This window comes from Xenorhabdus ehlersii, assembly GCF_003610465.1.
GTDB lineage: Bacteria > Pseudomonadota > Gammaproteobacteria > Enterobacterales > Enterobacteriaceae > Xenorhabdus > Xenorhabdus ehlersii.
Genome location: NZ_RAQI01000003.1, coordinates 104,146 through 119,520, shown reverse-complemented (window position 1 = coordinate 119,520; position 15,375 = coordinate 104,146). Strand labels below are relative to the sequence as shown.

Sequence of the window (15,375 nt, the reverse complement as noted above, 5' to 3'; positions counted from 1 at the left end):
ACGATTTATTACGACTTATTAGTATTGGAAGCAAAAGCCTGACGATGCAGGATAGCCAGGAATTCTTCCATAAAATTATCGTAAACTTGTTCTAGTTTGTTAACCCTCTGGTTCAGGCGGTTATAGGCCATCACCGCAGGAATTGCCGCAAACAAGCCGATAGCTGTTGCAATCAAAGCTTCAGCAATACCAGGCGCAACCATTTGCAGAGTTGCTTGTTTGACCGCTCCCAACGCAATAAAGGCATGCATGATCCCCCAAACCGTACCAAACAAACCAATATAAGGGCTGATGGAACCTACCGTACCCAAAAATGGAATATGATTTTCCAATACTTCCAATTCACGATTTAATGAAATACGCATGGCACGGGAAGCCCCTGTGATAACAGCTTCTGGAGCATGGTTATTTGCCTGATGTAAACGAGCAAATTCTTTAAACCCGGAATGGAATATCTGCTCAGTACCACTTAACGAATCACGGCGTGACTGACTTTCTTTGTAAAGGCGAGATAATTCAATACCAGACCAAAATTTATCTTCAAATGCTTCTGCCTCACGGCTTGCGGCATTAAGGATTTTTGTTCGTTGAATAATGATTGCCCAAGAGACGATAGAGAAGCCAATCAAAATCAGCATGATCAGCTGCACTAAGAAACCTGCCTTAAGAAATAAATCAAGGATGTTCATGTCAGTCACTGCTTAAACTCCGCGACAATAGACTTTGGAAGCGCAATTGGCTTCATTTGAGATGAATTCACGTAGACAACCAGGCATTCTGCGCTGCTGACAACTACGCCATTACAATCGACAATTCGTTGAATAAATGTCAGAGAAGCACCACGGATATTCGTAACTTCGCTTTCAACAACCAGTTGGTCATCCAGTTTTGCTGGTTTCCGGTAGTCAATCGTCATGCGACTAACAACAAAGCCAACTTGTTCATCTAGCATAGACTGTTGGTGGAAACCTCTTTCCCGCAACATCTCTGTACGAGCTCTTTCGTAAAAACCCAAATACCGAGCGTGATAAACCACACCACTAGCATCTGTGTCTTCGTAGTAAACACGGATAGGCCAACGGAATAACATATTACTCATATAATCCTAATTAGGCGAATTGACGCTGTCACTATACTTAAGACAATAGCGCTTTGGAATGACTTGTCAGTAAAAAAAATTTATAGGCCGACGGCCTATAAAATTACAATTAGTTTACTTAAAGAAATGATATAAGCCAAAAAGAAGAATGAAAAATGCAGGTAACGGATGAAAAAATAATTGCCAGATAATACGCTTAGGATGAAAACCAACACCAAAAGTAACGCCAGAACAAACTCCCCAGATCAATAAACTACCTTGCCATATTTGTAGTGAACTGGTATTGGCAGCAAAACGTGCAGGATCCCAAAACACACATGCAGCAAGTGTTAAGGCGATAATGAGGATAAGAGCCCTCAATAGGCTCTTATCCATAAGTTGGTAGCATTTATCAGCCAACATTATTTTTTGTCACTCTCAGAAGCGTTCTGTGATTCGCTATGCTCAAGTGCCAAAGCAGCAATGACCGCAAAGCTACAAGCCAAAAGCGTTCCGAGAATCCAAGCAAAATACCACATGCCTATGCTCCTTAGTACAGTGAGTGTTTGTTGTTATCAATATAGTTCTTATCCAAACGCCCGAAGGTTTTGTAATAACACCAAATGGTATAAGACAGCACGATAGGAACGAAGATAAGTGCAACAACGAACATAATTTGCAACGTCCACTGACTGGATGTCGCATCCCACATTGTCAGACTGACATTCGGATCAATGCTTGATGGCATCACGAACGGGAACATAGCAATACCTGAAGTCAGGATAATACAAGCTACTGTCAGTGATGAGAACAAGAATGCCCAGGCACCTTTATCCATCCAGGTAGCCAACATAGTCAGCAGAGGAAGCAATACGCCCAACACAGGTATAGCCCACAGAACCGGATAGTTATTGAAGTTGGTCAGCCATGCGCCTGCCTGCTGGATGACTTCTTTATGTAATGGATTGGATGCCGCATTAACATCCAAGCCTCCCGTTACAACATAGCCATCAATGCCATAAATCAGCCATATCCCTGCCAACAGGAATGCAATTGCCGTTATCGCTGCACAAACATGGGTTGCAGTACGGGAGCGCAGGTGCAGTTCGCCTGTTGTACGCATTTGCAGATAAGTTGCACCCTGCGTCACAATCATCATCAGGCTAATCACCCCGGCCAGCAATCCATAAGGGTTCAGCAATCCAAAGAATGAACCCTCGTAGGAGACACGCAGGTAAGAATCTACCGCCAGCGGTACGCCCTGCAGCAAGTTACCAAATGCCACCCCGATAACCAATGCAGGTACGAAGCTACCGATAACCAGCCCCCAATCCCACATATTGCGCCATTTGCTGCTTTCCAGTTTTGAACGGTAATCGAAGCCAACCGGACGGAAAAACAGTGCTGCCAAGACCAGAATCATTGCCACATAAAAACCAGAGAAAGCGGCTGCATATACCATCGGCCATGCGGCAAATAGGGCCCCCCCCGCGGTAATTAACCAAACTTGGTTACCATCCCAGTGCGGGGCAACTGAGTTAATCATGATGCGGCGTTCGGTATCATTTTTACCAATGAGCCGCAGCAGGATACCAACTCCCATGTCGAAACCATCAGTCACCGTGAAACCGATCAGTAACACACCAATCAGCAGCCACCATATAAATCGTAATACATCATAATCAAGCATAAGTGGACTCCTGCTTACTCAATATTATTCGCTGAAGCAGCGGTTTTTTGTTCAAAATGGTAACGTCCAGTCTTGAGGCTGCTTGGGCCAAGACGGGCAAATTTGAACATCAAGAACATCTCTGCGATCAAGAACAAAGTGTACAGACCACAAATCAGCACCATTGAGAAAATCAGATCGCCTACACTACGTGTTGAAGTCGCGACAGCAGTTGGCAACACTTCACCAATCGCCCATGGCTGACGGCCATATTCTGCGACAAACCAACCAGCCTCAACGGCAATCCATGGCAATGGAATACTGAACAATGCAGCACGAAGCAGCCACTTATGTTGACCGATACGGTTACGCAGAACACTCAGGAACGACAGACCGATAACCAGCAGCATAATAAAGCCAGCAGCAACCATGATACGGAATGCAAAGTAGAGCGGTGCTACGCGTGGAATAGAGTCTTTCGCTGCGGCTTGAATTTGCTCTTCTGTGGCATCAGTTACGTTTTGGGTATAACGCTTCACGAGCATGCCATAGCCAAGATCTTTCTTACTTTCATTGAATGCACTGCGAACACTTGGATCAACATTACCTGCACGCAGTTCTTCCAGTAATTCATAAGCCTTGATGCCATTACGGATACGCTGCTCGTGCTGGCTCATCAAATCCCGCAGACCAACGACCGGTGTATCTGTAGAGCGGGTAGCAATCAAACCTAAAACGTAAGGAATTTGGATGGAATATTTATTTTCCATTTTGTCCTGATCAGGAAGACCAATCAGCGTAAATGAAGCCGGAGGCGGCTGAGTTTCCCACTCTGCTTCGATTGCTGCCAATTTGGTTTTCTGCACGTCCCCCATTTCATATCCAGATTCATCACCCAGAACGATGACAGACAGTACCGCAGCCATGCCAAAACTTGCTGCAATCGCAAAAGAACGTTTGGCAAACGCCAAATCGCGCCCTTTAAGCAGATAGTAAGAGCTGATACCCAATACAAAAATGGCACCAGTAACATAACCGGCTGCAACAGTGTGGACAAATTTCACCTGTGCAACTGGGTTAAGTACTAGTTCGCTGAAGCTCACCATTTCCATTCGCATGGTTTCGAAGTTAAAGTCAGACGCAATCGGGTTTTGCATCCAACCATTCGCAATCAGTATCCACAATGCAGAGAAGTTAGAGCCTAATGCAACCAGCCAAGTAACCGCCAAGTGTTGTTTCTTACTCAGTCGATCCCACCCGAAGAAAAACAGACCAACGAATGTGGATTCGAGGAAGAATGCCATCAGACCTTCGATGGCCAGAGGCGCACCGAAAATATCACCAACATAATGTGAGAAATATGACCAGTTGGTTCCGAACTGGAACTCCATGGTCAAGCCCGTTGCGACACCCAAGGCAAAGTTAATACCAAATAACTTACCCCAGAATTTTGTCATATCTTTATAGATTTGTTTGCCAGAAAGGACATATACCGTTTCCATGATCGCAAGCAAAAACGCCATACCGAGCGTCAATGGTACGAACAGAAAATGGTACATAGCAGTTAAGGCAAACTGTAATCGTGACAGTTCGACAATATCAAACATCTTGACTCCTTGCTCCTAGCAGGAAGACACCGACTTGCGGCAACCCGACTTCGTAAAACGAAAGTCTCGTAACTACCAGCAATAAATGCCTCAAACACAACAATGAATTATTACAAAATCAAAAATTCAATAGATACCACAATAATATTACGCCTATATTCACATACAATAAATAGCTTTTACGTGACTCAGCTTAGAATTCTGAATATAGGTCAACAATACCATACATTCTCAGGTTAATACCTATATATACTAGATCAATTTAATCAAGTTTAGCGAATACAATCCAGAGTAATAAATTGATTTTAGTCAATTTTTTCCTTATTTTGTTAAGCTTTACAGTTATTATTTCATTATAGTTTACTTCGTGTTAATAAGTTGTTATTTGCCATGGTTTGTAATTTATTTTTTGCTGTAAAATTCGTTAGAAAATTAACTTTTCGTTTTCATTCTTTAAAAAATATATTTTTCCGATATTTCCAATTTCATTAATCAAATAAATAGATTTTCCTAAAATCCAATTCAATTAAATTGAGAAATAACTTATCTTATGAATGAACTAACCTACTGTTAATATTATAAATAAAAACAAAAGGCCACCCTGAGGCAGCCTTTTTCTATAAAAATAGTTTATTTTGTGATTGTTATACCAATAACGCTTTTACAGCATCGCCAATGTCTGCAAGGCTACGGACAGTCTTCACACCCGCAGCTTCCAGTGCAGCAAATTTCTCATCTGCTGTCCCTTTACCCCCTGCGATAATCGCTCCGGCATGGCCCATGCGCTTACCTTTAGGTGCAGTCACACCAGCAATATAAGCAACAACCGGTTTAGTCACATGTTCTTTGATATAAGCCGCAGCTTCTTCTTCGGCTGTACCACCAATTTCACCAATCATGACAATTGCTTCTGTCTGTGGATCTTCCTGGAACAGTTGCAGAATATCAATGAAGTTTGAACCTGGGATCGGGTCACCACCAATACCAACACAGGTAGATTGCCCTAACCCAGCATCTGTGGTCTGTTTAACCGCTTCATAAGTCAGTGTGCCTGAACGGGAAACAATGCCCACTTTACCTGACTTGTGAATATGACCAGGCATAATGCCGATCTTACACTCGTCAGGAGTAATGACACCCGGACAGTTGGGACCAATCATACGAACACCTGCTTGATCCAGCTTTTCCTTAACTGTCAACATATCGAGTGTTGGGATGCCTTCTGTAATAGTGATGATCAGTTTAATGCCTGCATCAATCGCTTCCAGAATGGAATCTTTACAGAATGGTGCCGGAACGTAGATTACAGAAGCGGTTGCCCCCGTTGCTTCAACGGCTTCACGTACGGTGTTGAATACAGGTAATCCTAAATGCTCAGTGCCACCTTTACCCGGTGTCACGCCACCCACCATTTGAGTACCGTAAGCTATCGCCTGTTCGGAGTGAAAAGTGCCCTGACTGCCAGTAAAACCCTGACAAATCACTTTGGTGTTTTTATCGATTAAAATAGACATTATTTATTCCCCGCTGCTGCTACTGCCTGTTTAGCTGCGTCTGTCAAACTGGTAGCTGCAATGATGTTCAAACCGCTATCCGCCAGTTTTTTAGCACCCAGTTCAGCATTGTTTCCTTCCAGACGAACGACTACCGGTACGTTAACACCCACTTCTTCCACCGCACCAATAATGCCGTCAGCGATCAAGTCACAGCGGACGATACCACCAAAAATATTAACCAAAACAGCCTTAACATTTTCATCTGACAAGATGATCTTGAATGCTTCGGTAACACGCTCTTTTGTTGCACCGCCGCCTACATCAAGGAAGTTGGCCGGTGCACCACCGTGCAATTTGACAATGTCCATCGTTCCCATTGCCAGACCTGCACCATTCACCATACAACCAATGTTGCCATCCAGCGCAACATAGTTCAATTCCCATTGTGCAGCTTGGGCTTCACGCGGATCTTCCTGTGTAGGATCGTGCATTTCACGCAGTTCAGCCTGACGGAACATAGCATTACCATCAGCGCTCAATTTTCCATCTAAACAAACCAGATCACCTTGCGTTGTGATCACCAAAGGGTTAATTTCAACCAATGCCAAATCACGCTCTAAGAACAGGTTCGCCAATCCCAAGAAAATCTTGGTGAATTGACCAACTTGTTTACCAGTCAAACCAAGTTTGAATGCCAATTCACGGCCTTGATACGGCATAGGGCCAGACAGTGGGTCGATAATGGCTTTATGAATTAGCTCAGGCGTTTCTTCCGCCACTTTTTCTATTTCGACGCCACCTTCAGTAGAGGCCATGAATACTACACGACGTGTACCGCGGTCAACAACAGCCCCCAGATACAGCTCCTTGGCAATATCAGTTGCCCCTTCCACCAAGATCTGATGGACAGGTTGCCCCTGTGCATCTGTCTGGTAAGTTACCAGTCGTTTACCCAGCCATTGTTCAGCAAAAGTGCGGATATCTTCCTTACTATTGACGACTCTCACACCACCAGCCTTACCGCGGCCACCTGCATGAACCTGACATTTAACGACCCAAGGGCCTGAACCAATCTTGGATGCTGCTTCTTCTGCTTCGCGCGGAGTGGTACAAGCATAACCAGCAGGTGCTGGTAAACCATACCGTGCAAAAAGTTGTTTTGCCTGATACTCGTGTAAATTCATGATGTTCTATCCATAATTTAATTTAAGAAAGGTAAATTACCTTCTATTTTGTTGCTCTGGATATGACCAGCCCAAAAGGGCTGGCCTGCATATATTTTTACATCAACGTCGTACTACTTCAGACTGGCGGAGTTAACACCCTCCGCCGATAGTGATGCTATACATCCAGCAACAAACGTGTTGGATCTTCCAGCATTTCTTTGATGGTCACCAGGAAGCCGACAGACTCACGACCGTCAATCAGACGGTGGTCATAGGACAGTGCCAAGTACATCATCGGAAGGATCTCAACCTGACCATTTACAGCCATTGGGCGATCTTTAATGGCATGCATACCAAGGATAGCGCTTTGTGGTGGGTTAATGATCGGGGTGGACATCAGGGAGCCGAAAACACCGCCGTTGGTAATGGTGAAATTACCGCCAGTGAGTTCTTCAACAGTCAGTTTACCGTCACGGCCTTTGATAGCCAGCTCTTTGATGCTTTTCTCAATATCAGCCATGCTCAATGCATCTGCATCACGCAATACAGGTGTAACCAGGCCACGTGGTGTAGATACAGCAATACTAATATCAAAATAGTTGTGGTAAACCACATCTGTTCCATCAATGGAAGCGTTCACTTCTGGATAGCGTTTCAACGCTTCAACAACCGCTTTCACATAGAAAGACATAAAACCCAGACGTACACCATGACGTTTTTCAAATGCATCGCCATACTGCTTGCGCAATTCCTGAATTGGCTTCATGTTGACTTCATTGAAAGTCGTCAGCATTGCTGTATTGTTCTTCGCTTCAAGTAAACGTTCTGCAACACGCTTACGCAAACGCGTCATTGGGACACGTTTTTCACTGCGGTGTGGCAATAAGGATGGCTGTTCAGCAGATGCAGCAGGCTTATCACTCTCTTTTTTATTCGCAGCGACATATTTTTCAATGTCTTCACGGACAATACGGCCACCAACACCACTGCCTTTAATGGCAGCAGGATCTAAATCATGTTCTGCAATCAGACGACGAACAGCAGGGCTTAGTGCATCGTTGCTTTCTTCTTCCAAAGACGCAGTCTGCCGCTGTGCTGGCGTTGCCTCTGTTTTAGCTTTTACTTCGGCAGGTATACCCGTGCTGTCACCTAAACGGATACGACCTAACAGTTGTTTGGACAGAACAGTGGCGCCCTCTTCTTCCAAAATGGATTCCAAAACACCGGCTTCACTTGCTGGTACTTCCAAAACAACTTTATCCGTTTCAATTTCAACCAGCACTTCATCACGCTCTATGGTGTCACCTGGTTTTTTATGCCATGTTGCCACAGTGGCATCTGCAACAGATTCAGGAAGGTCTGGGACCAGAATTTCTACGCTACTCATTTTCTATCCTTAATTTATTCAACATTCAGTGCGTCATTAACCAGTGCTTGCTGTTGCTGCTGGTGAACAGACGTATATCCCACAGCTGGGGAAGCAGATGCCGGACGACCTGCATAACGTAAAGAAGCCCCAAATGGGATCGCTTCACGGAAATTATGTTGACTGCAATACCAAGCCCCTTGGTTCAGTGGCTCTTCCTGACACCAGACGAAGTCATGAACATGGGCATACTGCTCAAGCTCAGCTTGCAAGTGCTGACGTGGGAATGGATACAGCTGTTCAATACGCACAATAGCAACGTCAGTCTGTTCGTTCTTACGACGCTGTTCCAGCAGATCGTAATAAACTTTACCGGAACAAAGCACAACGCGTTTAACACCTTTTGGCTCCAAGGCGTCAATTTCACCAATCACTGGTTCAAATTTGCCGTGCGCCAATTCATCCAGAGTAGACACTGCCAATGGATGACGCAGTAGTGATTTTGGTGACATAACGATGAGCGGACGGCGCATACCACGCAGAGCCTGACGACGCAGCATGTGATAAACCTGAGCTGGAGTCGATGGTACGCAAACCTGCATGTTTTGTTCAGCACACAGTTGCAGATAACGCTCCAGACGTGCCGATGAGTGCTCTGGTCCCTGCCCTTCATAGCCATGTGGCAGCAGCATAACCAGACCACACATACGGCCCCATTTCTGTTCGCCAGAGCTGATAAATTGGTCAATCACAACCTGAGCCACGTTGGCAAAGTCACCAAATTGGGCTTCCCAAATCGTCAGGACACGAGGTTCAGTTGTTGCATAACCGTACTCAAATGCCAGTACAGCTTCTTCTGAAAGGACAGAATCCCATACATTAAATACACCCTGTCCATTGTGGATATTCGCCAAAGGCACATAAACAGAAGCATTGTTTTGGTTATGAATAACGGCATGACGGTGGAAGAAAGTACCACGTCCCGCATCTTCACCAGAGATACGGACAGGAATACCTTCATCAACCAAAGTCGCGTAAGCCAGTGTTTCCGCAGCACCCCAGTCAAACAATTTATTGCCATTCGCCATTTCTGCACGGTCGCCATAGATTTTCGCAACACGTGAGTGCATTGCCACTTCGGCAGGAACAGTGCTGATGCTTTTGCCAAGATCTTGCAGACGTTTCATATCCATCTTATGTGGATACTCTTCATCCCATTCGTGATTCAGATAGGGTTCCCATGTGAATGAGTGCAACCCCATTGGGCGCCATTCATCGACAACGCATTCACCATGATCCAGTGCATCACGGTACAGGTTCACCATCTCAGTAACGTCATTGGCCTCCAGCAAACCTTCCGCTACCAGCTTATCTGCATAGATTTTACGTGCAGTTGGTTGTTTTTTGATTTGCTGGTACATCAGTGGCTGAGTTGCACTTGGCTCATCAGCTTCGTTATGACCGTGGCGACGGTAACAGACCAGATCGATCATCACGTCACGTTTGAAGGTATTACGGAAGTCAAGCGCCAGACGTGTGACGAATGCAACAGCTTCCGGATCATCTGCATTAACGTGGAAAATCGGTGCCTGAACCATTTTCACAATATCAGTACAGTATTGTGTTGAACGGGCATCTTTCGGGTTAGAAGTGGTGAAGCCAATTTGGTTATTCACTACGATACGAACAGTACCGCCAACTTCATAACCGCGAGCCTGAGACATGTTCAACGTTTCCTGAACAATCCCCTGCCCTGTGACTGCGGCATCACCGTGGATGGTGACAGGCAGAACCATGTTACTGCGACCTTCATCAAGGCGATCACGGCGGGCACGTACAGAGCCGATAACAACAGGGCTGACAATCTCAAGGTGAGAGGGGTTAAAGGCCAGTGCCAAATGCACCAAACCGCCTTCGGTTTCAAAATCAGAAGAAAAACCTTGATGGTATTTTACGTCACCTGTACCCAGATGCTCTTTATGTTTACCCGCAAATTCGTCAAACAGATCAATCGGTTTTTTGCCCAAGAGATTGACCAGAACGTTGAGGCGACCACGATGAGCCATTCCTAATACCACCTCGCGGGTACTTTGTTTACCTGCGTGACGGATCAACTCTTTTAACATAGGGATAAGTGCGTCGCCACCTTCCAGGGAGAAACGTTTCGCCCCTGGGAACTTGGCACCTAAATAGCGTTCCAAACCTTCCGCTGATGTTAATTCTTTCAGGAAACGGCGTTTTTCTTCTGCACTAAACTGTGAACTTACTGTCACTGACTCCAGACGTTGCTGGAGCCAACGTTTTTCTTCCGTATTGGTGATGTGCATATATTCCGCACCAATTGAACCACAATAAATGCGTTTCAGCGCGTCATACAGATCAGCCAATTTCATGGTCTCTTTGCCAATGGCAAAAGAGCCTACATTAAACGTTTCTTCAAAATCCGATTTTGTTAAATTATGGAAAGCAGGATCAAGATCGGGTACAGGTTCCTGTTTCCATAATCCCAATGGATCAAGGTTTGCATGTTGGTGTCCGCGGAAGCGGAATGCATTGATGAGCTGCAAAACTTTGACTTGTTTTGCATCCATTGCTGGATCGCTGACTGAAGTGTGGTAACGCGTGGCATCCTTTGCCAGACGACGGAAATAATCGCGTGTCTGTGTGTGAAGCTGTTCGCCGCTAAGTCCTGCATCCGGTAATTGTTGGAAAATTTCTCTCCAACTTGCATCAACAGAATTAGGATCAGTTATATAGTCTTCATAGATTTGCTCTATGTAAGACTGGTTTGCACCAGCCAGAAAGCTTGAGTCCAGCCAGTCCTTCATTGCGCCGTTCTGCATTGTGAGCCCTTAAGCTTTAAAAGCTTTAGTTTTCGCCGTGGTTAACAAATACCGCTTAATTAGCGGTGTTGATAAAAGGTTCATTTGGACGTGCTTAATGCATGTTCTTCTTTGGGTTTTCCTACCCATCAAGGAACCTTTAAAAACCGAATATCAGTTTTTAAAGATCCCTTTATTTGGAAACACATTTCGTCTTTAGCAGTAGGCAATTTATCATTTTTCATTCTTTAATGCCCTCCACTGATTTGATATTTATTTCAAAATTGTGGAGGGCAACATTATATGCACTATTTACACACTATTTATGTGTTATTTATGCACAAATTTTTATTTTGCTATGCGCTATGTTTCAGCAACATAGATTTAATATGACCAATCGCTTTTGTCGGATTCAATCCCTTAGGGCATACGTTGACGCAATTCATAATTCCGTGGCAACGGAAAACACTGAATGCATCATTCAGATTATCCAATCGTGAACTTGTTTCAGTATCACGGCTATCAATCAGGAAACGGTATGCCGCTAAAAGACCCGCTGGACCGATAAATTTATCCGGATTCCACCAGAATGATGGGCAAGACGTTGAGCAACAAGCACATAAGATACATTCATACAAACCATCCAGCTTTTCACGCTGCACTGGTGATTGCAGGTGCTCACGTGCGGGTGGATTTTTACCATCATTAATCAGATAAGGACGGATTTTTTCATATTGCGTGTAGAACTGCCCCATATCAACAACCAGATCACGAACCACTGGCAAACCAGGCAATGGACGAATAACAATTTTCTTATTGCCACGACGCAACGCTGAAATGGGTGTAACACATGCCAAACCGTTTTTACCATTCATATTCACGCCATCAGAGCCACAAACACCCTCACGGCAAGAGCGGCGGAATGACAAGGTTGGATCTTGCTCTTTTAGCTGGATGAGCGCATCCAGCAACATCATGTCACGCCCTTCCTCTGCTTCCAGTGTGTAATCCTGCATACGAGGTACATCATCGACATCTGGATTATAACGATAAATTGAAAATTCAAGTTTCATAATCTATTTCTCCGCAACTGGAACATCAGCAATGCAATTAGTAAGAACGCACTTTCGGCGGGAAAGCTTCACGCAACGTTGGCTGCATATTCACTTCACGACGAGTCATGCTCTCAGTTTGCGGTAAGTACAGGCTATGGCACAGCCAATTAGCATCATCACGCTCTGGATAGTCAAAGCGGCTATGGGCACCACGACTTTCTGTACGGAAGTTTGCAGAAACCGCAGTTGAATAAGCCGTTTCCATCAGGTTATCCAATTCCAGACATTCGATGCGTTGAGTATTGAATTCCGATGAAGTATCATCCAGACGAGCATTTTTCAGACGTTCGCGGATCACTTTCAGCTCTTCCAATCCTCTTGCCATCGCATCACCTTCACGGAATACCGAGAAATTATGCTGCATACAAGCTTGCAATGCTTTGCGGATTTCCACTGGATCTTCACCTGAACGGGTATTATTCCAACGGTTCAAACGTTGAAGTGCTGCGTCGACATCAGATTCGCTGGCATCACGGCTAGTACCTTGTTCCATAAGACATTCTTTCAGATGCAGACCCGCAGAACGACCAAATACCACCAGATCAAGTAGTGAGTTACCACCCAGACGGTTTGCGCCGTGAACAGATACGCAAGCAATTTCACCCACGGCAAACAACCCAGGGAGCACCACATCTTCGCCTTTCTCATTTACTGCCAGCGCCTGACCCGTAATCTTAGTTGGAATACCCCCCATCATATAGTGACAGGTTGGGATAACAGGGATCGGCTCTTTTACCGGATCGACGTGAGCGAAAGTACGGGATAATTCAAGGATACCTGGCAGGCGAGATTCCAATACTTCTTTACCCAGATGATCCAGTTTCAGTTTGACGTGCGGACCCCATGGGCCTTCGCAGCCGCGGCCTTCACGGATTTCGATCATCATAGAACGTGCGACCACATCACGACCAGCAAGGTCTTTAGCATTTGGTGCATAACGCTCCATAAAGCGTTCACCATCTTTATTCAGCAGGTAACCACCTTCACCACGACAGCCTTCTGTAACCAGAACACCTGCGCCAGCAATACCCGTTGGGTGGAATTGCCACATTTCCATATCCTGAACAGGAACACCTGCACGCAATGCCATTCCCACGCCATCACCGGTATTGATATGTGCATTCGTTGTGGATTGGAAAATACGGCCAGCACCACCCGTTGCCAGAATAGTCGCCTTAGCTTTAAAATAGACCACTTCACCGGTTTCAATGCAAATAGCGGTACAACCGACAATGGCGCCATCCTGATTCTTCACCAGATCCAACGAGTACCATTCAGAGAAAATAGTCGTGTGATTTTTTAAATTCTGCTGATACAGAGTATGCAATAGAGCGTGACCAGTTCGGTCAGCAGCGGCAGCAGTACGAGCGGCCTGCTCACCACCAAAATTTCTGGATTGCCCACCAAATGGACGTTGGTAAATACGGCCATCATCCAGACGGGAGAATGGCAGCCCCATGTGTTCCAGTTCCAAAATAGCTTCTGGGCCAGTCTTACACATATATTCAATGGCATCCTGGTCACCAATATAATCGGAGCCTTTCACCGTATCATACATGTGCCATTCCCAGTTATCTTCATGGGAATTGCCCAACGCAACAGTGATCCCTCCCTGTGCCGAAACAGTGTGGGAACGAGTTGGAAATACCTTGGAAATCAAAGCACAGGATAAACCCATTTGTGAAATTTGCAGTGCAGCACGCATACCTGCGCCACCAGCACCAATAACAACAGCGTCAAACTCTCTTACTGGCAGTTTCATTTATGCACCCCACACAACAATTGTTCCGTAAATCAAATAAGTTAACAGCGCTACAATAATCACCAGTTGCAAAACCAGACGCAGTACGAGTGGCTTGACATAATCTGTCAGTACCTGCCACATTCCAATCCATGCATGAACCAGAATAGAAAACAGAGTCAATATGGTGAACACTTTAGTGAGGGATGAAGAAAAGAAACCACGCCAAACTTCATAAGTAATATCCGACGTTGTTGCGACAAAACCAACGAGATAAAGGACATACAAAACAATAATAATTGCGGATGCGCGCAATAGCAGCCAATCCTGAATACCTGTACGACCCAAAGCGGATGCGTTGCTTACCATAATAATACCCCAGCCAGAATAGACAGAATAACCGCGATTGCTATTGCTACTTTGGCAGATGCGCTACCGGTAGCGAGATTTTCTTCCAGGAAACCAAAATCCATCAACACATGGCGAATGCCTCCACAGATGTGGTAAGCCAGCGCCGTCAATATCCCCCACAGGATAAATTTGGCGAAGAAGCCAGTCATGATTTCAGATGCTTGCAGGAAGCCCTCTTGCGAAGACAGAGACATCCCTAGTAACCACAGTAGAATGCCAACTGCGATAAAGGTGATGACGCCTGAGATACGGTGCAAGATCGATGCTATCGCGGAGACGGGTTGGTTAATCGTCCGCAGATCAAGGTTGACAGGTCTTTGTTTTTTCACAATTTTGCCCACAAAGCTTTTTTTATTTTCCATCCTCCGGTCCTGGGCGGGAATCAGACAGCGCGAAGAGGATACAAAGACACAACATAATTAACTTAAACAATCCCTACTGTTCATCAAAAGTTGTGATTTGGTTACGCTGGGTGCTCCTACATCAGGATAATCCGGAGACCTCCCAGAAGTATAAGTACTTCACATTGTTATTACAATTGCCACACAATATGATTATTAACATTTAGCTTGAACAGTGAGAAAGATCACGCTTCAAACATTTTTCATAAAATTAACAATCTTATTTGACAAAGATTAAACATTTATCTTACATATATGTCGTTATATATTATTTGCCATCATTTTATGATGCAAAATTAATCTTAACGAAAAATAAAAGTTATGCAAAAGTATCATATAAGCACAAAATGATAACATTTTATGTCAATAATACTTTAAACATAACTTCCAAAAACTTTTTAACAACCTGAAAACCATTGTCGTCCGTAATGAGATTTCAGCGTTAAATGTGATACCAGCCTGATTTTAAATTCTCTCCGGTAGCACAATGCTTTCGGCACAGT

Annotated in this window: 14 protein-coding genes; all 14 read right to left on the bottom strand. The window is 44.8% G+C overall.

Annotated elements, in window-relative coordinates; all coding sequences use genetic code 11:
- Positions 1–8: 8 nt before the first annotated feature.
- The 14 genes from tolQ to sdhC all read right to left on the bottom strand — a co-directional run bounded on the left by tolQ (position 9) and on the right by sdhC (position 14,812).
- Positions 9–698, bottom strand: a complete 690-nt coding sequence (tolQ, locus tag BDE27_RS10825; protein ID WP_099131152.1) for a Tol-Pal system protein TolQ — start codon at positions 696–698, stop codon at positions 9–11.
- On the bottom strand, positions 695–1,099 hold the full coding sequence (gene ybgC, locus BDE27_RS10820) for a tol-pal system-associated acyl-CoA thioesterase (RefSeq protein ID WP_099131151.1): 405 nt from the start codon (positions 1,097–1,099) through the stop codon (positions 695–697). Before ybgC ends, tolQ begins: the two co-directional genes overlap by 4 nt.
- Before the next feature lie 114 nt (positions 1,100–1,213).
- Complete coding sequence (gene ybgE, locus BDE27_RS10815) at positions 1,214–1,501, bottom strand: cyd operon protein YbgE (RefSeq protein ID WP_099131150.1); 288 nt, start codon at positions 1,499–1,501, stop codon at positions 1,214–1,216.
- Positions 1,501–1,617 (bottom strand): cytochrome bd-I oxidase subunit CydX, encoded by a 117-nt coding sequence (cydX, locus tag BDE27_RS10810; protein WP_099131149.1) that lies wholly within the window; start codon positions 1,615–1,617, stop codon positions 1,501–1,503. Before cydX ends, ybgE begins: the two co-directional genes overlap by 1 nt.
- A gap of 11 nt (positions 1,618–1,628) precedes the next feature.
- Positions 1,629–2,768, bottom strand: coding sequence for a cytochrome d ubiquinol oxidase subunit II (gene cydB / locus BDE27_RS10805; RefSeq protein ID WP_099131148.1), 1,140 nt, complete (start codon positions 2,766–2,768; stop codon positions 1,629–1,631).
- 14 nt (positions 2,769–2,782) lie between these two features.
- Positions 2,783–4,354: a cytochrome ubiquinol oxidase subunit I gene (gene cydA / locus BDE27_RS10800; RefSeq protein ID WP_099131147.1), complete on the bottom strand. Its 1,572-nt coding sequence runs from the start codon at positions 4,352–4,354 to the stop codon at positions 2,783–2,785.
- A gap of 644 nt (positions 4,355–4,998) precedes the next feature.
- Positions 4,999–5,868 (bottom strand): succinate--CoA ligase subunit alpha, encoded by an 870-nt coding sequence (gene sucD / locus BDE27_RS10795; protein ID WP_099131146.1) that lies wholly within the window; start codon positions 5,866–5,868, stop codon positions 4,999–5,001.
- Positions 5,868–7,034 carry an ADP-forming succinate--CoA ligase subunit beta gene (sucC, locus tag BDE27_RS10790; RefSeq protein WP_099131145.1) on the bottom strand — a complete coding sequence of 389 codons (1,167 nt, stop codon included), beginning with the start codon at positions 7,032–7,034 and terminating at the stop codon, positions 5,868–5,870. Before sucC ends, sucD begins: the two co-directional genes overlap by 1 nt.
- Positions 7,035–7,191: 157 nt before the next feature.
- The gene (odhB, locus tag BDE27_RS10785) at positions 7,192–8,403 is read right to left on the bottom strand and encodes a 2-oxoglutarate dehydrogenase complex dihydrolipoyllysine-residue succinyltransferase (protein WP_099131144.1); all 1,212 of its coding nucleotides are present in this window, start codon (positions 8,401–8,403) and stop codon (positions 7,192–7,194) included.
- A 14-nt stretch (positions 8,404–8,417) separates the two neighbouring features.
- On the bottom strand, positions 8,418–11,225 hold the full coding sequence (gene sucA / locus BDE27_RS10780) for a 2-oxoglutarate dehydrogenase E1 component (RefSeq protein WP_099131143.1): 2,808 nt from the start codon (positions 11,223–11,225) through the stop codon (positions 8,418–8,420).
- Positions 11,226–11,560: 335 nt separating this feature from the next.
- A complete protein-coding gene (locus BDE27_RS10775) occupies positions 11,561–12,277 on the bottom strand; it encodes a succinate dehydrogenase iron-sulfur subunit (RefSeq protein WP_099131142.1) in 717 nt (238 codons plus the stop codon).
- Positions 12,278–12,314: 37 nt separating this feature from the next.
- A complete protein-coding gene (gene sdhA / locus BDE27_RS10770; protein WP_099131141.1) occupies positions 12,315–14,081 on the bottom strand; it encodes a succinate dehydrogenase flavoprotein subunit in 1,767 nt (588 codons plus the stop codon).
- Entirely contained in the window at positions 14,082–14,429 is a 348-nt protein-coding gene (gene sdhD, locus BDE27_RS10765; RefSeq protein ID WP_099131140.1) for a succinate dehydrogenase membrane anchor subunit, read from the bottom strand. It abuts the gene before it with no gap.
- Positions 14,423–14,812, bottom strand: a complete 390-nt coding sequence (gene sdhC, locus BDE27_RS10760) for a succinate dehydrogenase cytochrome b556 subunit (RefSeq protein WP_074022583.1) — start codon at positions 14,810–14,812, stop codon at positions 14,423–14,425. The genes sdhD and sdhC overlap by 7 nt, the downstream gene beginning before the upstream one ends.
- Positions 14,813–15,375: the final 563 nt, after the last annotated feature.

Excerpts from the sequence above, each read along its gene's own strand:
- ybgC (WP_099131151.1), bottom strand. The coding sequence starts at position 1,099 with ATGAGTAATATGTTATTCCGTTGGCCTATCCGTGTTTACTACGAAGAC.
- ybgE (WP_099131150.1), bottom strand. The coding sequence starts at position 1,501 with ATGTTGGCTGATAAATGCTACCAACTTATGGATAAGAGCCTATTGAGG.
- cydX (WP_099131149.1), bottom strand. The coding sequence starts at position 1,617 with ATGTGGTATTTTGCTTGGATTCTCGGAACGCTTTTGGCTTGTAGCTTT.
- cydB (WP_099131148.1), bottom strand. The coding sequence starts at position 2,768 with ATGCTTGATTATGATGTATTACGATTTATATGGTGGCTGCTGATTGGT.
- cydA (WP_099131147.1), bottom strand. The coding sequence starts at position 4,354 with ATGTTTGATATTGTCGAACTGTCACGATTACAGTTTGCCTTAACTGCT.
- sucD (WP_099131146.1), bottom strand. The coding sequence starts at position 5,868 with ATGTCTATTTTAATCGATAAAAACACCAAAGTGATTTGTCAGGGTTTT.
- sucC (WP_099131145.1), bottom strand. The coding sequence starts at position 7,034 with ATGAATTTACACGAGTATCAGGCAAAACAACTTTTTGCACGGTATGGT.
- odhB (WP_099131144.1), bottom strand. The coding sequence starts at position 8,403 with ATGAGTAGCGTAGAAATTCTGGTCCCAGACCTTCCTGAATCTGTTGCA.
- sucA (WP_099131143.1), bottom strand. The coding sequence starts at position 11,225 with ATGCAGAACGGCGCAATGAAGGACTGGCTGGACTCAAGCTTTCTGGCT.
- BDE27_RS10775 (WP_099131142.1), bottom strand. The coding sequence starts at position 12,277 with ATGAAACTTGAATTTTCAATTTATCGTTATAATCCAGATGTCGATGAT.
- sdhA (WP_099131141.1), bottom strand. The coding sequence starts at position 14,081 with ATGAAACTGCCAGTAAGAGAGTTTGACGCTGTTGTTATTGGTGCTGGT.
- sdhD (WP_099131140.1), bottom strand. The coding sequence starts at position 14,429 with ATGGTAAGCAACGCATCCGCTTTGGGTCGTACAGGTATTCAGGATTGG.